This is a genomic window from Streptomyces indicus, assembly GCF_900100315.1.
Taxonomy (GTDB): Bacteria; Actinomycetota; Actinomycetes; order Streptomycetales; family Streptomycetaceae; genus Streptomyces; species Streptomyces indicus.
The window spans coordinates 18,704-39,507 of record NZ_FNFF01000018.1 but is presented as its reverse complement, the minus strand read 5'-3'; the positions used below and the strand labels follow the sequence as shown (position 1 = coordinate 39,507).

19 protein-coding genes and 1 tRNA gene are annotated in these 20,804 nt (G+C 72.0%); 12 read left to right on the top strand and 8 right to left on the bottom strand.

What is annotated here, in order from left to right; translation table 11 throughout:
• Positions 1–569: 569 nt before the first annotated feature.
• Positions 570–1,259, bottom strand: coding sequence for a copper chaperone PCu(A)C domain-containing protein (locus tag BLT97_RS31190; RefSeq protein ID WP_093616251.1), 690 nt, complete (start codon positions 1,257–1,259; stop codon positions 570–572).
• 731 nt (positions 1,260–1,990) lie between these two features.
• On the opposite strand from BLT97_RS31190, the gene BLT97_RS31180 reads away from it, so the two are divergent.
• From BLT97_RS31180 to rlmB, 6 genes are all read left to right on the top strand, one after another.
• Positions 1,991–2,473, top strand: a complete 483-nt coding sequence (locus tag BLT97_RS31180) for a CarD family transcriptional regulator (RefSeq protein WP_003953493.1) — start codon at positions 1,991–1,993, stop codon at positions 2,471–2,473.
• 371 nt (positions 2,474–2,844) lie between these two features.
• Complete coding sequence (gene ispD / locus BLT97_RS31175; protein WP_093616461.1) at positions 2,845–3,609, top strand: 2-C-methyl-D-erythritol 4-phosphate cytidylyltransferase; 765 nt, start codon at positions 2,845–2,847, stop codon at positions 3,607–3,609.
• Positions 3,599–4,117, top strand: a complete 519-nt coding sequence (gene ispF, locus BLT97_RS31170) for a 2-C-methyl-D-erythritol 2,4-cyclodiphosphate synthase (RefSeq protein WP_093616249.1) — start codon at positions 3,599–3,601, stop codon at positions 4,115–4,117. Before ispD ends, ispF begins: the two co-directional genes overlap by 11 nt.
• A 93-nt stretch (positions 4,118–4,210) precedes the next feature.
• On the top strand, positions 4,211–4,615 hold the full coding sequence (locus BLT97_RS31165; protein WP_093616247.1) for a PPOX class F420-dependent oxidoreductase: 405 nt from the start codon (positions 4,211–4,213) through the stop codon (positions 4,613–4,615).
• A gap of 122 nt (positions 4,616–4,737) precedes the next feature.
• Complete coding sequence (gene cysS / locus BLT97_RS31160; RefSeq protein WP_093616245.1) at positions 4,738–6,138, top strand: cysteine--tRNA ligase; 1,401 nt, start codon at positions 4,738–4,740, stop codon at positions 6,136–6,138.
• 106 nt (positions 6,139–6,244) lie between these two features.
• Positions 6,245–7,195 (top strand): 23S rRNA (guanosine(2251)-2'-O)-methyltransferase RlmB, encoded by a 951-nt coding sequence (rlmB, locus tag BLT97_RS31155; RefSeq protein ID WP_093616243.1) that lies wholly within the window; start codon positions 6,245–6,247, stop codon positions 7,193–7,195.
• Positions 7,196–7,222: 27 nt separating this feature from the next.
• Here rlmB and BLT97_RS31150 read toward each other — a convergent pair whose 3' ends face one another.
• A complete protein-coding gene (locus tag BLT97_RS31150) occupies positions 7,223–7,471 on the bottom strand; it encodes a hypothetical protein (RefSeq protein ID WP_093616241.1) in 249 nt (82 codons plus the stop codon).
• Between the two features lie 390 nt (positions 7,472–7,861).
• Here BLT97_RS31150 and BLT97_RS31145 point away from each other — a divergent pair, with 390 nt between their 5' ends.
• The gene (locus tag BLT97_RS31145) at positions 7,862–9,493 is read left to right on the top strand and encodes a DoxX family protein (protein WP_093616239.1); all 1,632 of its coding nucleotides are present in this window, start codon (positions 7,862–7,864) and stop codon (positions 9,491–9,493) included.
• A 587-nt stretch (positions 9,494–10,080) separates the two neighbouring features.
• On the opposite strand, the gene BLT97_RS31140 is transcribed toward BLT97_RS31145, so the two are convergent.
• Both BLT97_RS31140 and BLT97_RS31135 read right to left on the bottom strand, forming a co-directional pair.
• Positions 10,081–10,812: a nucleotidyltransferase family protein gene (locus tag BLT97_RS31140; protein WP_093616237.1), complete on the bottom strand. Its 732-nt coding sequence runs from the start codon at positions 10,810–10,812 to the stop codon at positions 10,081–10,083.
• Between the two features lie 69 nt (positions 10,813–10,881).
• A complete protein-coding gene (locus BLT97_RS31135) occupies positions 10,882–11,325 on the bottom strand; it encodes a hypothetical protein (protein WP_093616235.1) in 444 nt (147 codons plus the stop codon).
• 269 nt (positions 11,326–11,594) lie between these two features.
• On the opposite strand from BLT97_RS31135, the gene BLT97_RS31130 reads away from it, so the two are divergent.
• The 4 genes from BLT97_RS31130 (at position 11,595) to vanX (ending at position 15,489) form a co-directional block, all read left to right on the top strand.
• Positions 11,595–12,734: a lipid II:glycine glycyltransferase FemX gene (locus BLT97_RS31130; protein ID WP_093616233.1), complete on the top strand. Its 1,140-nt coding sequence runs from the start codon at positions 11,595–11,597 to the stop codon at positions 12,732–12,734.
• A 76-nt stretch (positions 12,735–12,810) separates the two neighbouring features.
• Complete coding sequence (locus tag BLT97_RS31125; protein WP_093616231.1) at positions 12,811–13,794, top strand: D-isomer specific 2-hydroxyacid dehydrogenase family protein; 984 nt, start codon at positions 12,811–12,813, stop codon at positions 13,792–13,794.
• Positions 13,781–14,824, top strand: a complete 1,044-nt coding sequence (gene vanA, locus BLT97_RS31120; RefSeq protein WP_093616229.1) for a D-alanine--(R)-lactate ligase — start codon at positions 13,781–13,783, stop codon at positions 14,822–14,824. Before BLT97_RS31125 ends, vanA begins: the two co-directional genes overlap by 14 nt.
• Before the next feature lie 56 nt (positions 14,825–14,880).
• Complete coding sequence (gene vanX / locus BLT97_RS31115) at positions 14,881–15,489, top strand: D-Ala-D-Ala dipeptidase VanX (RefSeq protein ID WP_093616459.1); 609 nt, start codon at positions 14,881–14,883, stop codon at positions 15,487–15,489.
• Between the two features lie 102 nt (positions 15,490–15,591).
• Here vanX and BLT97_RS31110 read toward each other — a convergent pair whose 3' ends face one another.
• From BLT97_RS31110 to BLT97_RS31095, 4 genes are all read right to left on the bottom strand, one after another.
• Positions 15,592–16,728, bottom strand: coding sequence for an ABC transporter ATP-binding protein (locus tag BLT97_RS31110; protein WP_093616227.1), 1,137 nt, complete (start codon positions 16,726–16,728; stop codon positions 15,592–15,594).
• 199 nt (positions 16,729–16,927) lie between these two features.
• Positions 16,928–17,590, bottom strand: coding sequence for a response regulator (locus tag BLT97_RS31105; RefSeq protein ID WP_093616225.1), 663 nt, complete (start codon positions 17,588–17,590; stop codon positions 16,928–16,930).
• Positions 17,587–19,350 (bottom strand): sensor histidine kinase, encoded by a 1,764-nt coding sequence (locus BLT97_RS31100; protein ID WP_093616223.1) that lies wholly within the window; start codon positions 19,348–19,350, stop codon positions 17,587–17,589. The genes BLT97_RS31105 and BLT97_RS31100 overlap by 4 nt, the downstream gene beginning before the upstream one ends.
• Before the next feature lie 193 nt (positions 19,351–19,543).
• Positions 19,544–19,617: transfer RNA gene (locus tag BLT97_RS31095), tRNA-Thr, on the bottom strand.
• Between the two features lie 277 nt (positions 19,618–19,894).
• Here BLT97_RS31095 and BLT97_RS31090 point away from each other — a divergent pair.
• Positions 19,895–20,665, top strand: coding sequence for an ABC transporter ATP-binding protein (locus BLT97_RS31090; RefSeq protein ID WP_093616222.1), 771 nt, complete (start codon positions 19,895–19,897; stop codon positions 20,663–20,665).
• The last annotated feature ends 139 nt before the right edge of the window (positions 20,666–20,804 follow it).

The window sequence follows — 20,804 nt, the reverse complement described above, 5'->3', positions numbered from 1 at the left end:
TGGTCGTGTGCGGTGCGTGGCGGGGGTGCAGGGGGCGGAGCCCCCGCCACGGGTGGTGTGTCGGGGCGCACCCCGGTCGTCTCCCTGTCCTGCCCGGGTGCGGCCTACCTCCGGCCCTGCTCTGCGTTCCGCCCCGTGTGCGGCCCGCCACTTACGTTCCGGCCCCGCGTCCCGGCCCTGCGTTTTGGCCCCGCGTGCGGTCCGGTTACTGGTCCGCGTGCGCCCACGTCCGCGTTCCGCTGCGGGTTTCGTTCGGGGTCGGTGCCGGTCCGGGGTACCGGTTACACGGGCAATGGCGCCGCAGGTCTGCGAGCGTGGTCGTCCGGGTGGGGGGTGCCCGTGTAACCGGCACCCCTCCCCGTCCCCTTCCGTCCGGAGCGCGGCTGCGGGTGCGGTGGGGTGCGTGTCACCGCCACCCCCGCCCCGTCCCCTCGCGCCCGGAGCGCGGTTGCGGGTGCGGTGGGCGTCACCGCCGTCCCGTCCCGTCCGGTCTCCGGTGGGGGCACCGTCGGGGGAACGCCGAGGGGCGCCCACCGGATCGGTGGGCGCCCCTCTTCGTTGCGATGCGCTCAGTGGCTCGCGGAGCTCTCCGAGGTGCCGTCCGTCGGCTCGCCCTCCGCGCCGTGGCCGCCCGCGCTCTCGGACGCGCCGTCGGTGGGCTCGCCCGAGGCGCCCTCCGTGGGCTCGCCGCTCGCGGAACCCGACGGCGTGGCCGACTCGGACGCGCCGCCGGCCGGAGCCTCGGGCACCTCCTCCGGGCCCCACTCGGCGAAGTAGCTGGTGGCCGGGACGACGAACGGGGTCATCGTCACGTCACCGGTCTCGCTGAGCGTGAAGGTCACCTTGTGCGCGTCGCCGTGCGTCACCTTCTCGCTGTCCGCCAGCATCGCGGTCGCGTTGTTCTTGCCGCCGAGGACCAGCGAGCCGCCGGCCGGGATCGTCAGCGAGCCGCCCTTGGCCGGCTTGAGCTTGGCGTCCTCGGTGCCGTCGACCTTGACGGCCTCCAGCGTCTGGTCCGTCGTGCCGTTGTTGAAGATCGTCGCCGAGACCGCGGCGGGGCCGCTGGCCTCCCGGTCGGGCTGCGTGATGACCAGGGCGTTCTGGATCTTGACCTTGCCGTCGTCGATCGACGTGGCGGCGTTGTCCGGGCGGACGCCGAGGGTCTGGGCGTCGTTGCCGGCACCGCACGCGGCGAGCGTGGCGATCGAGAACGCGAGGGCGGTGGCGGCGATGGCGCCGCGTCGAAGGCTGCGGCTCACGGCGGGCGCAACTCCTTGAAGCGTGGGGCGGACTCGGGCGGTACGGACGGCTGTAAAGCCGCCCTAAAAGGCTGTCAGCGCGCTTAGGTTACCGACCGGCTGTCGACCCGCCGCACCCGACCCGCCCCTTGCCCGCCACCTCACCGGCGGTCGGACGCACGGGACTTCGCACCCCGCACCGCACCGCGCGGCCGCCCCCGGTTCCTCTCGCGCATTTAGTTCGGATTTCACATAGGCGCCACACATGCGGCGAAGCGAATTCTCCGGTAACGAATACGGGGCGCCGGAAGCGGCTCCGGGAGTCCGCCGGAATTGATCACGCGTTACGCATCAGTAGTCACTCGGGACCCCAGTCGTGCGGCTCAATGATCAATTTCTGATTGCCCGTGCACATGCCGACCGCAATCGGATCCGGCCGCTTCGCACAACGCGTCACACTTGCCTCGTACGCCTCTCCCGTCATCGAACGGAGTAGCGGAAGGCGGCCGCCTGGAAGGGCGCAAACCGGGACGTTCGACCCCTTGCGGCGACCGCCGGAGCTCTGTGACGTACGTGTTTCGGCTTCCCTGAAGAGCCGCTCCGACCTGCGAATACCTGCCTCCGCAAAGGCCTCGCAGCACGTTCCTGTTGCTGTTGTCAAGCCCCGAGATATGCCCTGACCTGCGAAAACGCCATTCAGAACACGCCGTTCTCGTGTTACCCTGGATAGCCACGGAAGGGGTACCTGTCACATGACGTTCAAGGTTGGCGACACCGTGGTCTATCCCCATCACGGGGCCGCGCTGATCGAGGCCATCGAAACTCGCCAGATCAAAGGCGTGGACAAGACCTACTTGGTGCTGAAGGTCGCCCAGGGCGACTTGACTGTTCGTGTGCCAGCGGACAATGCGGAGTTCGTCGGCGTGCGCGACGTAGTCGGTCAGGACGGCCTTGACCGCGTCTTCGAGGTGCTGCGTGCACCGTATGCCGAAGAGCCCACCAACTGGTCGCGGCGTTACAAGGCAAATCTTGAGAAGCTCGCCTCCGGCGATGTCATCAAGGTCGCCGAGGTCGTGCGCGACCTGTGGCGTCGTGAGCGTGAGCGCGGTCTGTCGGCCGGCGAGAAGCGCATGCTCGCCAAGGCGCGCCAGATCCTGGTGAGCGAGCTCGCGCTCGCGGAGAACACCAATGAGGACAAGGCCGAGGCTCTCCTCGACGAGGTCCTCGCGTCCTGACGCGAAGAGTCGGGGGGATCGCCGATCGCCCCCACAGGTCGTGAGCATGCTGCGACCTGCACAATGATGCCGCGGTGCCCGCTGGCCGGTCCCAGACCGAGCCGCCGGGCACTGCGGCATGCTTGTCGGCGCTCCTCGCCGGCCGCCGTACGGTCCCTGAAGCCGTACGACCCGTCGCGGAGGCCGCGCGGGCAGGCTGACGCCGAACCCGTTCTGCTGATGCCCCGCCATGCGATGTGTGCCGGGCCCGGGCACTGGCGCCCAGGGTGCTCGACCGCGTGTCACGGAAGGGGTCGCGGTCAAGGCGTCGCGCCCGGCACGGTGAGGCCATACCCATGTCCCCCGAGGACACAAACCTGAACGCGGACCTGATGTCAGACGAAACGACTCAAGCCCCCCAGACCGCGCCCGGCGCCGCCGGAGCGCGCACCGCGGCGGTCATTCCCGCGGCCGGCCGAGGGGTGCGCCTCGGTCCCGGCGCCCCGAAGGCGCTGCGCACGCTCGGCGGTACGCCGATGCTCGTCCACGCCGTCCGCGCCATGGCCGCGTCGCGCGCCGTCTCGCTGGTCGTCGTGGTCGCGCCCGCGGACGGAACCGCCGAGGTCAAGGCCCTGCTCGACGCGCACACGCTGCCCGAGCGCACCGACTTCCTCGTCGTGCCCGGCGGCGAGAACCGCCAGGACTCGGTGAAGGCCGGCCTGGACGCCCTGCCGCCCGGCTACGACACGGTCCTGGTGCACGACGCGGCCCGCCCGCTCGTGCCGGTGGACACCGTGGACGCGGTGATCGAGGCCGTACGGGACGGGGCCGTCGCCGTCGTGCCCGCGCTGCCGCTGGCCGACACCGTCAAGGAGGTCGAGCCGGCCGCCGAGGGACCCGAGCCCGTCGTGGCCACCCCGCAGCGGGCCCGGCTGCGGGCGGTGCAGACCCCGCAGGGCTTCGAGCGCGCCACCCTCGTACGGGCCCATGAGACCGTCACGGACAACGTGACCGACGACGCCTCCATGGTCGAGCAGCTCGGGCTGCCCGTCGTGGTCGTGCCCGGGCACGAGGAGGCGTTCAAGGTGACGCGTCCGCTGGATCTGGTGCTCGCCGAGGCCGTGCTCGCGCGCAGGAGGAAGAACGATGGCTTCTGAGATGCAGGCGCAGGCGGGGGCGCAGTTCCGGCTGCCCCAGGTGGGGATCGGCACGGACATCCACGCGTTCTCGGCGGACGAGAGCCGTGAGCTGTGGCTCGGCGGGCTGAAGTGGGAGGACTCCGGGCCGGGGCTGGAGGGCCACAGCGACGCGGACGTCGTGGCGCACGCCGCGTGCAACGCGCTGTTCTCGGCGGCCGGACTCGGCGACCTCGGGCAGCACTTCGGTACCGGTCGCCCCGAGTGGTCCGGCGCCTCGGGCGTCACGCTCCTGACGGAGGCGGCGCGGATCGTGCGGGCGGCGGGTTTCGAGATCGGCAACATCGCCGTCCAGGTCGTGGGCCTGCGCCCGAAGATCGGCAAGCGCCGCGACGAGGCGCAGAAGGTCCTGTCCGCGGCGGCGGGCGCACCGGTCGCACTGTCGGCGGCCACCTCGGACGGCCTCGGGTTCACGGGCCGGGGCGAGGGCCTGGCGGCGATCGCCACGGCGTTGGTCGTGCGGGTCTGAGGGCCGCCTCGGCGCGGGACCTGGATGCGGACCTCCCGGTTGGGGTAGTCGTTGCGAAGTAAACAACGAACACCAGCCCCACCGGAGGCCCCCATGTCCGCCCAGCTCTCCGACGAGCTCAAGGCCCTGCTCGACACCCCCGTCTTCATCACCGTGGCCACCATCCAGCCCGACGGCAGCCCGCAGGTGTCGCCGGTGTGGGTGAAGCGGGACGGGGACGACATCCTCTTCTCCACCACGCTCGGGCGGCAGAAGGAGAAGAACCTGCGCCGTGACCCGCGGCTCAGCATCGTCGTGCAGCCCTTCGACGCCCCGTACACCTACGCCGAGATCCGCGGCTCCGCCGAGATGACCGAAGAGGGCGGCCAGGAGCTCATCGACGAACTGGCCATGAAGTACGTCGGCAAGAAGTACGCCGAGTTCAACGCGGCGGCCGCCCAGGACGCCCCGCGCGTGGTCGTCCGCGTCACGCCGCGCAAGGTCATCGGCCGTATCTGAGACGCTCCGCCACGGGCGGCCGCCCCGAGCCGGCCGCCCTGCGGGGCAGCGCGTATCACAAGTTCGTCCCGCGGTCCCGAACGGGCGCGGGGCACTGCCCGGCGCCCACTACCCTTGATGTCGTGACTATTCGCCTGTACGACACCAGCGCCCGGCAGATCCGTGACTTCACCCCGCTCACGCCGGGCTGCGTCTCGATCTACCTGTGTGGCGCGACCGTGCAGGCCGCCCCGCACATCGGGCACATCAGGTCGGGGCTCAACTTCGACATCCTGCGCCGCTGGTTCACGTACCGCGGCTACGACGTGACCTTCATCCGCAATGTCACGGACATCGACGACAAGATCATCGCCAAGTCGGCCGAGCAGGGCCGGCCGTGGTGGTCGATCGGGTACGAGAACGAGCGGGCGTTCAACGACGGCTACCACGCCCTCGGCTGCCTGCCGCCCACGTACGAGCCGCGCGCGACCGGCCACATCACCGAGATGGTCGAGATGATGCGCGGCCTCATCGAGCGCGGTCACGCGTACGAGGCCGACGGCAACGTCTACTTCGACGTGCGCTCGTACGACGGTTATCTGGAGCTGTCCAACCAGGAGCTGGACAACCTGCTCCAGCCGTCGGGTGAGGGCGAGACCGGCAAGCGGGACCCGCGCGACTTCGCCATGTGGAAGGCCGCGAAGCCGGGCGAGCCCAGCTGGGAGACGCCCTGGGGCCGCGGCCGTCCGGGCTGGCACCTGGAGTGCTCGGCGATGGCCCACAAGTACCTGGGCACCGCCTTCGACATCCACGGCGGCGGACTCGATCTGATCTTCCCGCACCACGAGAACGAGATCGCTCAGGCCAAGGCGTACGGGGACGAGTTCGCGCGCTACTGGCTGCACAACGCCTGGGTGACCATGGCGAACGAGAAGATGTCGAAGTCGCTGGGCAACTCGGTGCTCGTGAGTGAGATGACGAAGGCCTGGCGGCCGATCGTGCTCCGCTACTACCTCGGCACCCCGCACTACCGCTCGATGATCGAGTACAGCGAGGAGGCCCTGCGCGAGGCCGAGTCCGCGTTCGCGCGGATCGAGGGCTTCGTGCAGCGCGTGGTCGAGAAGGCCGGGGGTCCGGTCGAGCCGGCCGCCGAGGTGCCGCTCGCGTTCGCCGAGGCCATGGACGACGACCTCGGGGTGCCGCAGGCGCTCGCCGTCGTACACACCACGGTCCGGCAGGGCAACAGCGCGCTTGCCGCGGACGACAAGGAAGCCGCCATCGCACGGCTCGCCGAGGTGCGCGCCATGCTCGGCGTCCTCGGCCTCGACCCCCTCGACCCGCACTGGGCCGGCGAGGGCGACCGCGGTGAGGACCTGCACGGCGTGGTCGACACCCTCGTACGCCTCGTGCTCCAGCAGCGCGAGGCCGCGCGGGCCCGCAAGGACTGGCCGGCCGCGGACGCGATCCGCGACCAGTTGCAGCAGTCGGGCCTGGTCATCGAGGACTCGCCGGACGGGCCGCGCTGGACGCTCGGTCCCCGCTAGGGATCACTGATGTGCCGCCCGGTGCTCCGGGCGGCACACTTCATATACGTACGTACGCACGCTTCGGAGGCTTTCGAAGCGCTTCAGACGCAGAAACAGGTAGGTCATGGCCGGGAACAGCCAGCGCAGGAACCGCCGCACCAGCAACAAGAAGGGTGCGACGGTCGGCAGCGGTGGCAAGCGGCGCCGCGGACTCGAGGGCAAGGGCCCCACGCCGCCCGCCGAGATGCGCAAGAACCACAAGGCCTACAAGATGGCCAACGCCAAGAAGAAGGCCGCCGCCCGCCGGCCCGTCGCCCGCCGCGGCGGCAAGGGCCAGTCGGAGATGGTCGTCGGGCGCAACCCGGTGTTCGAGGCGCTGCGCGACGGCGTGCCCGCCTCGACGCTGTACGTGCAGCAGTTCATCGACAACGACGAGCGCGTCCGCGAGGCCCTGCACCTCGCGCAGGAGCGCGGCGGCATCAACCTCATGGAGGCGCCGCGCGTCGAGCTCGACCGCATGACCAACGGGCTCAACCACCAGGGCCTGGTGCTCCAGGTCCCGCCGTACGAGTACGCGCACCCCGAGGACCTGGCCGCCGCCGCCTTCGACGAAGGCGAGGAGCCGCTGATCGTGGCGCTCGACGGCGTCACGGACCCGCGCAACCTCGGTGCCGTCGTCCGTTCCGTGTCGGCCTTCGGCGGCCACGGTGTGGTCGTGCCCGAGCGGCGCGCGGCCGGTATGACGGCCGGCGCGTGGAAGACCTCGGCCGGTACGGCGGCCCGTACGCCCGTGGCCCGCGCCACCAACCTGACCCGCGCCCTGGAGTCGTACCAGAAGGCCGGTCTCGTGGTCGTCGGTCTCTCGGCCGACGGCGAGCACGAGGTCGGTGACCTGGAGGCGCTCGAGGGCCCGGTCGTCATCGTGGTCGGCAGCGAGGGCAAGGGCCTGTCCCGCCTGGTCGGCGAGACCTGCGACTTCCTCGTCCGGATCCCGATGCCGGGTGGCGCGGAGTCCCTGAACGCCGGTGTGGCGGCGGGCGTCGTGCTGTACGAGGCGGCGCGGCGCCGGTCCTGAGCCCGGCCGCCGCACCGGCCCGCGCGGTCACGGGGTGGGCGCGGCCGACTCCGTGACGGCGAGCACGTCCACCATGCGGTTCAGGCGGTGGCGGGCGCGCGGGGCGTCGGCGGGCGCGAGCACGATCTCGGCGACGGCGCGGGCGTCCGCGGCGACCTTGTACGTCAGCTCGCGCACCGGCACGGACCGCAGGGTGCTGACGACCCGGCCGAGCCCTTCGCGGGTGTCGCGGAGGGTCACGGTGAGGCGGGCGGCCGGGAGGGGTGCGGGGGTCATGGTGCTCCTCGTGCGGGGTGGACGAAGCGGGGAAACAAAAAGACCCCTCGCGGAATGCGAGAGGTCTGCGTGCGGGCGGTGAGGTCCTGGGAGGGGTCGCCTCCCGGTCACCTCGGTGCCGGCACGCCGCAGCCGATAATGAGCTGACGCAGCATGGCGGGGATGCTGGCACGGAGCGCGGGCCGTCGGCAACGCCATCTCACGCTGCGGACGGCGAACGGACGGCGGCGACGTCATCTCACGCTGCGAACGGCCGACGGCAACGTCATCTCGCGCTGCGGACAGCGGACTTGGGACCGCCCGTGCGGGGCGGGCGGGGAAGGATCTTGACCGGTCCCGGACAGATCCGCACGGTCAAGGCAGTGTCCTAAGGTGACGTCACTCGGTTAGATGAGTGTGGACACCAGAACACCCCGCTCGGGATTCGACGACACTCCCGCGCTGAGCATGGTGAAGGTGCCGTGCGACCCGGCGCAGGTCATCGTCAATCACGCGAGCTTCCGCGTGCAGCTGCCTGCCGCGAAACTGCCCCGGTCCCCGCGGATCGCCGCGCGCGGCGCCGCCGTCGCCGGCCTGATCCCCGCGGCCGCCGGCGCCTCCGTCGTGCGGCGGCGCGCCCCCGTCGTGTGGAGCGGCAAGAGCGAGCCCGGCGATCTCGCGGCCACCGGACTGCTCCAGGCGGCCCGCAAGAGCGAAGTGCGGCACGGCGCCGAGGAGTTCGGCGACGGTGCGGCCACGCAGGTCATCCCGCGGATCGGCACGGACGGCGGGTTCGATCCCGATGCCACCGTCGAGACGCCGCAGGTGGTCGGGCCGCGCGAGCCCGAGGGCGACGAGACGCGGCTCATCCCGACGGTCTCGGCCTTCGACAGCGCGTACGACGGGCTGTTCCGCTCCGAGGAGGGCGGGCCCGGAGCGGCGCAACCGCCTTACGAGGACGACGAGTTCGACGAGGACGGCGAGGAGACCGCGCCCCGGCGCCACGGTGCGGACCCGGTCCGGCACGCGTACTACCCGGGCCGCCGTCTCAACCTCGGTGTGGTCCTGCTGCCGCTGCGCATCTTCCTCGGCTTCATCTCCATCTACGCCGGCATGGGCAAGCTCTGCGACCCCGTCTACTTCGACGGCGGCGAGCGCGGGTCCATGGTCAAGTGGCTCAACTCGCTGCACCCGTGGCCGCTGGCCGAGCCGCTGCGGGACTTCGCGCTCCAGCACCCGGTCGGTGCCGGTCTGGTCATCGCGTTCCTTCAGGTGATCGTCGGTGTCCTGACGGTGCTCGGTCTGTGGCAGCGGGTGGCGGCCGTCATCGGCGCGCTGCTCTCGGCCGCGCTCCTCGTCACGGTCAGCTGGAAGACGGTCCCGGCCTACGACGCGCCGGACATCATCTACCTGGCCGCCTGGTCGCCGCTGATCATCGCGGGTGCGCCGGTGTACTCGGTGGACGGGCGCCTTGCGAGCGAGGCCTGGCGCACGCTCGGCCCGCGCTCCGAACTGTGGGAGCTGCGCCGCCGGGTGCTGCGCCGCGGGGCGCTCATCGGCACGTTCGTCGTCGGTGCCACGCTGCTCATCGGCGCGCTGCTCGGCGGTGCGGTGCGCAGCACGCAGACGGTCACGGTGCCGGGTCCGGGCCAGCCGCCGCGCAACGAGCTGCCCGGCTCGCCGCTGCCGAGCCAGTCCAAGGAGCGGCGCGGTGACAGCAGCCCGTCGGCTTCCAACTCGCCGACGCAGGGCGCCACTTCCTCGCCCCCGTCGCAGTCGGCCACGGACCCGGGCACGGCGCCCGAGTCCACCTCGACGGGCGCGGGCCGCCCCAGCGAGACCGCGGGCACGGGCCAGGCCCCGCCCCAGCAGTCGGCCCCTCCGCCGCCCGCAAGCAGCGGCGGCCCCACGGGCGGCTCCGACGGCGGCTCCACGGGCGACCCGGGCACGGGCGACAGCACCGGCGGCGGTTCGAACGGCGGCTCAGGCGGCGGCTCGGGAGACGGCCAACAACCGGGCCTGATCGGCGGCCTCCTCGGCTGACCACCCCGGCACACAGCAGGGCCCGGCACACGGATGTGTGCCGGGCCCTATTGCGTGTGGGGGCCTGTACGGGTGGGGCGGGGGCTCGTGCGGACCGGGGTGCGTGTCCGGGGCTCGTATGGGCCGGGGTGCGTGTCCGGGGCTCGTGTGGGCCGGGGTGCGTGTCCGGGGCTCGTATGGGCCGGGGTGCGTGTCCGGGGCTCGTATGGGCCGGGGTGCGTGTCCGGGGCTCGTGCGGACCGGGGTGCGCGGCCGGGGTATCGGGGCGGAGCCCCGTGACGGGAGGTGGTGGGGCGGAGCCCCAGCGCTTCCTCGGTCCCCGCCGCGGAGCGGCGGAGCGGGGTGCGTGGGGAGCAGGGCACCTGTTCTGCGGGGGCGCGCGGCCGGGGTATCGGGGCGGAGCCCCGTGGCGGGGGTGGTGGGGGCGGAGCCCCCACCATGGTCCTCACCCCGCCGCGGAGCGGCGGAGCAGGGTGCGGGGAGGCGGAGCCCCAGCAGCACCCAACCCCGCCACGGGGCCGCGCCGGGCCCGTCCGCTTCGGTGAGACGGTGGGCGAGGGTGCCCCGTACCCCCGTAAGAGAAGGTCTCAGCGCTTCAGAGCGGCCAGTTCCTTCGCCGCCTCCGTGAGGTCCTTCGCCGTGTCGATGGCGCGCCAGTACGCGCCCTGCGGGATCGGGAACCCGGCGAGCCGGCGCGCACGGGCCAGCTGCGGGAACGTGGCGCGCTCATGGTCGCCCACGTCCGGCAGGAGCCCGGCGAACTCGGGGGCGAAGACATAGACGCCCGCGTTGATCTCGTACGAGGTCGGCGGCGACTCGATGAAGTCCGTGATGTGACCGAAGGAGTCGGTCTCCACGGCGCCCCACGGGATGCGGGGGCGGGCCAGCGCCAGCGTCGCGGTCGCGCCGCGCTCCGTGTGGAAGGCCGCCATCTCACGCAGCGAGAACCGGGTCCAGATGTCGCCGTTGGTGGCGTACCAGGCCCGGTCCGGGTGCGGCAGGTGCGCGGCGGCGAACTTGAGGCCGCCGCCGCGGCCGAGCGGCTCCTTCTCGACGACCGTCGTCACGTTCAGCGGCAGGTCGGCGGAGTCGAGCCAGTCCTGGAGCACCTCGGCGAGGTGTCCGCAGGAGACGACGGCGTCCGTGACACCTTCCTCCGCGAGCCAGGAAAGCTGATGGCCGATGATCGGGGTCCCCGTGCCGGGGATCTCGACCATCGGCTTGGGCCGGTCGTCGGTGTACGGGCGGAGGCGCGAGCCCTGGCCGCCGGCGAGAACGACGGCCTGGGTCGGGGTCGCGCTGGGTGCGGTCGTGGTCATGGCCGCACCCTATGCGGGGATACGCGCCCGATCCGTATCGGGCCGCCCGGCAGGTGGGACGGGCAGCGCTCAGGCCGACTCCGCCACGCCCGCCGCGAACGCCGTGTCGCAGACCGGGCGCGAGAACGACTGGGCGCGCGCCGGACCGTAGTGCTCGACGGCGGCGCGGCCGAGCGCGCGGGCGATCGAGACACAGTGCTTGGCGAGCGAGGGGCGCCGGTCGACCTCCTGCTGGAGGTGGGTCAGCGCGATGCCCGGGTCCTTCTCCTGGAGTTCGACCAGGAGCGCGTCGCGCAGAAGGTCCTGCGGGGCACGGGACTTGGCGGGCTTGGAGATGTTCTCGGAGGCCGTGGTGAGCGTCGAAGGCGTGGTGCCCGACCAGTTGACGCTTGCCACCGCGAGCGTGCCGGAGAGCACCAGGACCACGGGGAGCACGAGGGCGAGGGTGCGGCCGATGCGGCGGGCCGGGCCCTGCCGGTGCCGCCGGGGGGTGTGGGAGTAGGAGTGCGTCACGCGAGCGAGCGTAGCGGCGAGTGATGATTTGGCGACATTTGGTCACCGGAACGAGGGATGGTTCGAGCCCGTCTTTCGAATACCGTGTTGACGCTGCGGGGTGAAATGCCCGGGGTTCCAGGGGATTTGGCGACTTTTGGCCGCTGTCACGCCAGTTGTCACGCCTGCTGTCACAGCAGAGTGCACGGCACGCGAACCCTGCGCGCGTATCGTCCGCGTATCGAATTCCGCATACGGGCCCGAAACACCGCGCCGTCTTGACTGGCCCGATGACCTTCAGCACGCCCGCGCGCCTCTCCGTCCGTCCGATCGGTGCCGAGGAGCACCTGGCGTTCGTGCGCACCCGGCGCTCGGTGAGCTTTCTGCAGACGCCGGCGTGGGGGCGGGTCAAGGCCGAGTGGCGTGCGGAGTCGCTCGGCTGGTTCGACGGCCCACGGCTGATCGGCACCGGGCTCGTGCTGCACCGCCCGGTGCCGCGGCTCGACCGGTTCACGCTCGCGTATCTCCCCGAGGGCCCGGTGATCGACTGGTCCGGCGACCTCGACGCCTGGCTCGCACCGCTCGCCGCGTATCTCAAGGAGCGCGGGGCGTTCGCGATCCGGATGGGCCCGCCCGTGCCCACCGACACCTGGAGCGCGGACCAGGTCAAGGAGGGGATCGCGGACCCGGCGGTGCGGCGGCTGCCCGACCTGTCGGGGCGGTGGGCCGATCCGGTGGGCGCGCGCGTGACCGCCCGGCTCTGGGAAGCGGGCTGGCTGCCGCAGAACCCGCAGGACGGGTTCGGGGTCGGGCATCCGCAGTTCAAGTACGAGCTGCCGCTGGCCGGCCGGACCGAGGAGGACCTGCTGCGGGGCATGAACCAGCAGTGGCGCCGCAACATCAAGAAGGCGGCCAAGGAGGGCGTCGAGGTCACGGTGGCCGCGCGGCCCGGCGAGGAACTCAAGGCGTTCCACGACCTGTACGTGCACACCGCCGAGCGTGACCGCTTCACTCCCCGGCCGCTGCCCTACTTCGAAACGATGTTCGCGGCCCTGAGCGCCGAGGACCCCGAGCGCATCCGGCTCTATCTCGCCCGCCACGAGGGCGAGTTGGTGGCGGCCACGATCCTCGTGCGCGTCGGCGCCCACGCGGTGTACGCGTACGGCGCATCCTCCAGCCACAAGCGCGAGGTGCGCGGCTCCAACGCCTGCCAGTGGGCGATGGTCCGCGACGCGCTCGCGGCCGGCTGCGACGTCTACGACCTGCGCGGCATCACGCCCGCGCTCGACCCGGCGGACCCCCACGTCGGCCTGATCCGCTTCAAGGTCGGCACCGGCGGCCAGGCGGTGCGGTACGTCGGCGAATGGGACCTGCCACTGCGGCCGTTGGTGTACCGGGCCTTCGATCTGTACATGCGGCGGCGACGCTGATGGCCCGGCCCGTATATCGCCGGCATATCGAAATGCCCATACGTCACGACAACATGCGACGTTCTTGACTTGAGGCATGACCTACAGCGAACCGTCCCGCATCACCGTGTACGGATGCGAGCCGGACGAGGCGGCGCTCATCCGGGAACTGGCTCCCGGATCCGGTGTCCTCGCGGCTCTCACGGAGGAACCCCTTTCCGCGGCCAACGCCCGCCTGGCCGAAGGAAGCAGGTGCATCAGCGTCGGCCACAAATCCCGGGTGTCCCGCGAGGCGCTCGACGCGGTGCGCCGGGCCGGTGTCTCGTACATCTCCACGCGGAGCATCGGCTGCAACCACATCGACGTGGCGTACGCGCGCGAGATCGGCATCACCGTCGGCAATGTCTCCTATTCGCCGGACAGCGTGGCCGATTACACGCTCCTGCTGATGCTGATGGCCGTACGCGACGCGAAGAGCACCGTGCGCCGCACCGATCTGCACGACTACCGGCTGAGCGAGCGGCGGGGCCGTGAGCTGCGCGACCTGACCGTCGGCGTGGTCGGCACGGGCCGGATCGGCAGGGCCGTCATGGCGCGGCTGCGCGGGTTCGGCTGCCGGATCCTCGCGTACGACAGCAGGCCGGGGGCCGGTGCGGCCTACGTGAGTCTCGACGAACTGCTGCGCGCCAGCGACCTCGTGACGCTGCACGCGCCGCTGACCGAGGAGACGCACCACCTCCTGAACCGGGAACGCCTGGCGCGGATGAAATCCGGAGCCCTCGTCGTCAATACGGGACGCGGCGGCCTCATCGACACCGAAGCCCTCGTATCGGCCCTGGAAAGCGGGCAGTTGGGCGGCGCCGCGCTCGATGTCGTGGAAGGCGAGGAAGGGGTCTTCTACGCCGACTGCCGGAACTCCGTCATCGAGAACAAGGCCATTCTCCGGCTTCAGGAGATGCCGCAGGCGATCGTCACCCCGCACACCGCCTATTACACCGACCACGCACTGAGGGACACCGTCGAGAACTCCCTCGCCAACTGCCTCGCATTCGAAAGGGAGAAGCAGTATGTCCAGGCTTGAGCTCGGAATTCTCTTCGGCGGACGTTCCGAGGAGCACCCCGTGTCCGTGAAGTCCGCGGTGGAGGTGGCGAAGCATCTCGATCCGGAGAAGTACGCGGTGCATTGGATCGGGATCACCCGGGACGGCGCCTGGCGGCTGTGCGACGGTCCGGGCCCCGACTGGGAGGCGGGCGCGACCAGGGCGGCCGTGCTCTCGCCGGACGGCGGCACCGGCGGGCTCCTCGTCGAGCAGGAGGACGGGCGGTACGCGACGGTCGGCCTCGACGTGGTGCTGCCCGTGCTGCACGGCAAGCAGGGCGAGGACGGGGCGGTGCAGGGGCTCCTGGAGCTCTCCGGCCTGCCGTACGTGGGCTGCGGGATCCAGAGTTCCGCGCTGTGCATGGACAAGTCCCTGGCGTATGTCGTCGCCGCGCACGCGGGCATCGCGACGCCGGTGTTCCGGATCGTCGGCCTGGACGACACCGTGGACCCGGCCGCGTTCACGTACCCGGTGTTCGTGAAGCCGGCCCGCTCGGGCTCCTCCTTCGGCGTCAACAAGGTCGCGGAAGCAGGAGAGTTGGCGGCCGCGGTGGAGGAGGCGCGGCAGTACGACGGGAAGGTCCTGATCGAGGAGGCCGTCGTCGGCAGCGAGATCGGCTGCGCGGTGCTCGGCGGCGAGCGGGAGCTGATCACCGGCGAGGTGGACCGGATCGCGCTCTCGCACGGCTTCTTCCGGATCCACCAGGAGGAGCGGCCCGAGACCGGCTCGGACAACTCGGTGGCCATCGTGCCCGCCGACATCCCCGAGGAGCTGCGCACCCGCGTACGGGACACGGCGACGGCGGTGTACCGGGCGCTGGGGTGCAGCGGCCTGGCTCGCGTGGACCTGTTCCTGAAGGAGGACGGCGAGGTGGTCCTGAACGAGGTGAACACGCTGCCCGGCCTGACCTCGTACAGCCGCTATCCGCGGATGATGGCGGCCGCGGGCCTCTCGCTCGGCGACGTGATCGACCGAACGGTGTCCCTCGCGCTGACCGGGAAGCTGCGGTGAGTGCGATGCGTGCGGTGAGTGCGAGGCCCCTCGAAGGCGGGGTGCGCGAGGCCGTCCTGCACGAGGATTTCGTGTACGTGGACGAGGCGGTGCCCGGGGTCCGCTGGGACGCCAAGTACGCCACCTGGGACAACTTCACCGGGCGGCCGGTGGACGGGTACCTGGTCAACCGCATCGTCGGGACACGGGCGTTGTGCGCGGCGCTCGGGCGGGCGCGCGACAAGGCCGCGGAGTCCGGGTTCGGGCTGCTGCTGTGGGACGGCTACCGGCCGCAGCGCGCCGTCGACCGCTTCCTGGAGTGGTCGCGGCAGCCGGAGGACGGGCTGACCAAGGAGCGGCACTATCCGCGGATCGAGCGGACGGAGATGTTCGCGCGGGGGTACGTGGCCGAGAAGTCCGGGCACAGCAGGGGCAGCACGGTCGATCTGACGCTGTACGACCTGGCCACCGGGGAGCTGGCCCCCATGGGCGGCGACCACGACCTGATGGACGCCGTGTCGCACCACGGGGCGCCGGGCATCGCCGAAGAAGCGGCGCGGCACCGGCTGCGGCTGCGGTCCGTGATGGAGGCGTCCGGGTTCCGCGCGTACGCCTGCGAGTGGTGGCACTACACGCTGGAGGACGAGCCGTATCCGGAAACGTACTTCGACTTTCCGGTGGGGTGAGCCGGCGCTCTGCGGTGATCCTCGCGTATGCGTACGGGAAGGGCCCCGCACCGTGTGGTGCGGGGCCCTTCCCGTGCGTCGGGGAGACCGGGCGGGGGCGCGTCAGTCGCTGAGGCGCTCGCCGGAGGAGGTGGAGAAGACGTGGGTCTCGCCCGGGCGCGGGACCACGTGCAGGACGGTGCCCTTCTCCGGGACCGCGCGGCCGTTCACACGGACCACGAGGTCCTTGTGCTCGCCGCCGACCTCGGCGGAGCCGTAGACGTAACCGTCGGCGCCGAGCTCCTCGACCACGTTGACGGTGACGGCCAGGCCGGCCGGGGCGTCCTCGGTCTCCTTGGAGAGGGACTTGGCGGCGGCGCCGTTCTGCTCGACCACGTCGAAGTGCTCGGGGCGGACGCCCACCGTGACGGTGCGGTCGCCCTTGTCCGCGGCGGCCGACAGGGCCTCGCGGGAGACCGGCACGACCGAGTTGCCGAACTTCACGCCGCCGTCGGTGATCGGGACCTCGACCAGGTTCATGGCCGGGGAGCCGATGAAGCCGGCGACGAAGAGGTTGGCCGGGCGGTCGTACATGTTGCGCGGGGAGTCGACCTGCTGGAGCAGACCGTCCTTGAGGACCGCGACGCGGTCGCCCATGGTCATGGCCTCGACCTGGTCGTGCGTCACGTACACGGTCGTGATGCCCAGACGGCGCTGGAGCGAGGCGATCTGCGTACGGGTGGAGACGCGGAGCTTGGCGTCGAGGTTCGACAGCGGCTCGTCCATGAGGAAGACCTGCGGCTCACGGACGATCGCGCGGCCCATCGCCACACGCTGGCGCTGACCACCGGAGAGGGCCTTGGGCTTGCGGCCCAGGTACTCGGTGAGGTCCAGGATCTTGGCCGCGTCCTCGACCTTCTGGCGGATCTCGGCCTTCGGCACGCCGGCGATCTTGAGCGCGAAGCCCATGTTGTCGGCGACGGTCATGTGCGGGTACAGCGCGTAGTTCTGGAACACCATGGCGATGTCCCGGTCCTTCGGCGGCAGGTGCGTGACGTCGCGGTCGCCGATGTGGATCGAGCCGGCGTTGACGTCCTCGAGACCCGCGAGCATGCGCAGGGAGGTGGACTTGCCGCAGCCGGAGGGACCGACGAGGACGAGGAACTCGCCGTCGGCGACCTCGAGCTCGAGCTGGTCGACCGCGGGCTTCTCGCCGCCCGGGTAGATGCGGGTCGCCTTGTTGAACGAGACAGTGGCCATGGGTAGGGGCCCCCTTCACCGGCAGGAACGTGCCGGACGATCCGAGTAAAGGTTGCACCGGTGCGGCTGCCGTGCGGCGGCCGCGGTGGTGTAGTCCATTTGGTGGACTGGGGCTGACCGTACCTGGTGGGTGGGGTCTGCGGTAGGGGTCGTTGTCGGTTTGTGTTCGGTCGCGCGGCCGGGTGCGCCGGGACGGCGCCTAGATTCCCGCCTGGTGGGCGAGGAGGGCCGCCTGCACCCGGCTCGTCGACCCGGTCTTGTCCAGGATCGCGCCCACATGCGTCTTCACCGTGCCCACGCCGATCCCCAGGCCGCGGGCGATGTCCGCGTTGGACAGGCCGCGGCCGAGCATCGCCAGGACCTCGCGCTCGCGGTCCGTGAGGTGGCCGATGCGGGGGTCGGCGGCGGCCGGCGGGGTGGTGCCGCCCGAGAGCATGCGGCGGATCACGGTGCCCGTGACGCCGGGGGACAGGACCGCGTCGCCGGCGGCCGCCGCGCGGACCGCGCTGATCAGCTCCTGCGGGCCCTCGTCCTTGAGCAGGAAGCCGGTCGCGCCGTCGCTCAGGGCGCGCAGCACGTTCTGCTCGTCGCCGAAGGTGGTGAGCATGACGACCTGGGGCGCCGGGTCCAGGGCGACCAGGCGCGGGACCGCCGCCAGACCGTCGAGCACCGGCATACGGATGTCCACGAGCGCCACGTCGGGGCGGTGCTCGGCGGCGAGCGCCACGGCCTGCTCGCCGTTCACCGCCTCCGCGACCACCTCGATGCCCTCGGCGTGGCTGAGGATCAGCTGGACCCCGCGGCGGATCATCTCCTCGTCGTCGGCGAGGAGTACGCGGACGGAAGGCTCGGCTGTCGTCATGGGGTCCCCCTGGTCGGAGCGGTCGGAGCGGCGGGTGCGGTCGATGCGGTGGGTGCGCCCGGTGCGGTCGGTCCGGTCGGTGCGGTGTGCCCGGTCGGTGCGGACGAGGGCTCGACGACCATCGGCACCGAGAAGTTGTCGATCTTGGTGAGGGTGTCGTCGGGGCCGAAGCAGTAGCGCGCGATGCCGAAGCGGTCGCTGTCGGCGTGCCGCACGTCGTCATCCGCGTACGAGTAGAGGCAGCTCGTGGCGTCCGCGGGGCGGGCCGGTTCGCGGCCGGTCGCGGCGGCCCGTACCGCCTCGTTGTCGAACACCAGCTCCTCGACCCGCGACTTCGCCATGCCGAGATGGATCGCCTCCGGCTTGCCGTACTCCGGCTGCGGGCGGGCCTGTTCCACGAGGATCACGCCGAGCATCATCGTGACCGCGACGCCCGCGAGGCCGAGCAGCGCGGTGATGACGCTGCTGACCCGGTGCTGGATGCCGGAGAGCGAGGTGGCCCCGCTGCCCGGTCCGCTGTCGGGTGCCGAGCGGCGGCCCGCGGGGTCGGGTACGGCGGGCATCACCGCGTACACCTGGAAACCGCCCTCCGCGCGCACCCCCGCGTCCAGCCGCCCGCCGAGCAGTTCGACGCGCTCGCGCAGTCCGGTCAGGCCGCGGCCGGTGCCGGAGGGGCTGTCGGGGGCGGGCGGTCCGGGGGCGTCGTTGCGGACGCGGACCCGGACCTCGTCGGCGGTGTGCGTGACCTCGACGGTGACGGAGGCCCCGGTGGCGTACTTGTGGACGTTGGTGAGCGATTCGCGGACGACGCGGTGGACGGCCCGGCGCACCTGCGCCTCGCGGGTGTCGAGGTCAGGACCGTCCCAGACCAGCTCCACCGGCAGACCCGCGCCCGCCGACTCCTCGACGAGCGCCTTGATGTCGGCCCGTGTGCCGGTCGCGTCGGTGAGTGCTTCGGTGCCGGTGTCGCGGCTGAACGGGCCGAGGACGCCGAGGATTTGGCGCAGCTCGTACATCGCGTCCCGCGTGGCCTGGCGCACCTGGGCCGCGCTCTCCTTGAGCTTCGGGTCCTGGTCGCGCAGCGCCATCTCCAAGCCGCCGGTGTGCAGCGAGATCAGGCTGAGCCGGTGGCCGACCAGGTCGTGCATCTCGGCGGCGATCCGGGTGCGCTCCTCGCTGCGGCCCGCGTCGTCCGCCATCCGCCGGGCCTCCTCGGCGGCGGCGGTCCGCTCGGTGAGCGCCGTGACGAGCCGGTCCTGCTGGCCGGCCGAGATCCCGACGAGGCCGGGCACCACGATCGTGGTCGCGGCCAGGACCAGGCCGAGCGCGGCCCCGTACACCGTGCCGTATCCGCCGGGCAGCGTGTCCGGCGTGACGACGGCCGAGACCGTGACGGTGAGGACCGAGGCGCCGAGCAGCAGCAGGACGCGCCGGCGTGCGTCGGTCAACTGCCGCGTCACGGTGTACGCGGTGGCGGCGGCGATCAGACCGTAGAACGGGATCGCGCCGAGCAGCACCGCGAGGCCGAGCAGGGCCGTCGCGGGGAAGCGGCGGCGGACCACCAGGAGCCCGAGGGCGACGAGGGTGAGCAGCACCAGGTAGAGGGGCGGCACTTCGTGCTGGAGCCCCGTGAGCGCACCGTAGGTGAGCAGGACGAGGATGCCGCCGCCGGTCGCCTCGGCGAGCGCGCGCCACAGCCGGCGGCCGTCCTCGCCGGGGCCGGCGAACGGTGGGGTGGCGCGGGCGGGCGAGGGCGGCATGAGATCCAGTATCGGGCGGGGCGGCCGGGGAATCCGTGCTTCCTGCGGGCGATCCTCGCCCGGCGGTTCTCTGCCTTTGGGCAGAGCGCGGATGTCCTCTGCCCAAAGGCAGAGCCACGCCGGGCGGTGGGAAGGGGTGCGGGAGCGGCGAAGGCCCCGCCCCCGGGTGGGGACGGGGCCTTCGCTCCGTACGAGCCCCCTGTCGGAATCGAACCGACGACCTGCTGTTTACAAGACAGCCGCTCTGGCCAACTGAGCTAAGGGGGCGTCGCGCCCGGCCGTGCGCCGCGCGCGGGCCCCCTCACTGTACACAGCGGGCCTTGCGGTGGGCCACGAAGTTCCGGTCCTCCCGCAGGACTAGCGCGGGCGCCGCCCCCGACCTTCGGCAGAGCCGCGAAGCACACCCTCAGAGCGACGATCCGGGCAGGTCAGCGGGCCGACGATGGGGTCCTGCCGCAGACGGCGGCGGCTCCGGTGCGTGTGCCGGGAGCCGTCGTCACCGGCGCAGGTCACCGTCACCCACCGCCCCGGCCCAGGAGCCCTCATGCCGTACGCAGCCGTCCATGCCCCCGCCGCCACCGCGGCCGCCCGCGCCTCGGGCCTGACCAAGGTGTACGGGGCCGGGGAGACCCGGGTCGTCGCGCTGGACTCCGTGGACGTGGAGTTCGGGCGCGGCCGGTTCACCGCGATCATGGGTCCTTCCGGCTCCGGCAAGTCCACGCTGATGCACTGCATGGCCGGGCTCGACGCGATCACCTCGGGCTCGGCGCGGATCGGCGACGTGGAGCTGACCTCGCTCAAGGACCGCGAGCTGACGCGGCTGCGGCGGGACAAGGTGGGCTTCGTCTTCCAGGCCTTCAACCTGCTGCCCACGCTCTCCGCGTACGAGAACATGACGCTCCCGATGGCCATCGCGGGCCGCAGCCCCGACAAGGCCTGGGTCGACCGGATCGTGCGCACCGTCGGGCTCGCCGACCGGCTCGCGCACCGGCCCGCGCAGCTCTCCGGCGGCCAGCAGCAGCGGGTCGCCGTGGCGCGGGCGCTGGCCTCGCGGCCGGAGATCATCTTCGCGGACGAGCCCACCGGAAACCTCGACTCCCGCACCGGCGCCGAGATCCTCGGCTTCCTGCGCGAGTCGGTGCATGCCCTGGAGCAGACGGTCGTGATGGTCACGCACGACCCGGTGGCCGCCGCGTACGCGGACCGTGTGGTCTTCCTCGCCGACGGCCGGATCGTCGACGAACTGCACGCGCCCAGCGCCGAGTCGGTGCTCGACCGGATGCGGCAGTTCGAGGGGCGAGTGCGGACCAGCTGAGCCGGGCGTTCCGGGGTGCTGTCGTCGTTCCAGTGCCCTGGTCGTCGGGTTGCGCAGTTCCCCGCGCCCCTGAGATCGCCCCGGCCACCCGTCCGTCGGCTCTCCCGCCCCTCACACTCGTACACCTCAAGGACCCCAC

Bases quoted from the DNA above. Each gene is read 5' to 3' on its own strand.
- BLT97_RS31180 (WP_003953493.1), top strand. From the start codon at position 1,991: ATGACGTTCAAGGTTGGCGACACCGTGGTCTATCCCCATCACGGGGCC.
- ispD (WP_093616461.1), top strand. From the start codon at position 2,845: ATGTCAGACGAAACGACTCAAGCCCCCCAGACCGCGCCCGGCGCCGCC.
- ispF (WP_093616249.1), top strand. From the start codon at position 3,599: ATGGCTTCTGAGATGCAGGCGCAGGCGGGGGCGCAGTTCCGGCTGCCC.
- BLT97_RS31165 (WP_093616247.1), top strand. From the start codon at position 4,211: ATGTCCGCCCAGCTCTCCGACGAGCTCAAGGCCCTGCTCGACACCCCC.
- rlmB (WP_093616243.1), top strand. From the start codon at position 6,245: ATGGCCGGGAACAGCCAGCGCAGGAACCGCCGCACCAGCAACAAGAAG.
- BLT97_RS31150 (WP_093616241.1), bottom strand. From the start codon at position 7,471: ATGACCCCCGCACCCCTCCCGGCCGCCCGCCTCACCGTGACCCTCCGC.
- BLT97_RS31145 (WP_093616239.1), top strand. From the start codon at position 7,862: ATGAGTGTGGACACCAGAACACCCCGCTCGGGATTCGACGACACTCCC.
- BLT97_RS31140 (WP_093616237.1), bottom strand. From the start codon at position 10,812: ATGACCACGACCGCACCCAGCGCGACCCCGACCCAGGCCGTCGTTCTC.
- BLT97_RS31130 (WP_093616233.1), top strand. From the start codon at position 11,595: ATGACCTTCAGCACGCCCGCGCGCCTCTCCGTCCGTCCGATCGGTGCC.
- BLT97_RS31125 (WP_093616231.1), top strand. From the start codon at position 12,811: ATGACCTACAGCGAACCGTCCCGCATCACCGTGTACGGATGCGAGCCG.
- vanA (WP_093616229.1), top strand. From the start codon at position 13,781: ATGTCCAGGCTTGAGCTCGGAATTCTCTTCGGCGGACGTTCCGAGGAG.
- BLT97_RS31110 (WP_093616227.1), bottom strand. From the start codon at position 16,728: ATGGCCACTGTCTCGTTCAACAAGGCGACCCGCATCTACCCGGGCGGC.
- BLT97_RS31105 (WP_093616225.1), bottom strand. From the start codon at position 17,590: ATGACGACAGCCGAGCCTTCCGTCCGCGTACTCCTCGCCGACGACGAG.
- BLT97_RS31100 (WP_093616223.1), bottom strand. From the start codon at position 19,350: ATGCCGCCCTCGCCCGCCCGCGCCACCCCACCGTTCGCCGGCCCCGGC.
- BLT97_RS31090 (WP_093616222.1), top strand. From the start codon at position 19,895: ATGCCGTACGCAGCCGTCCATGCCCCCGCCGCCACCGCGGCCGCCCGC.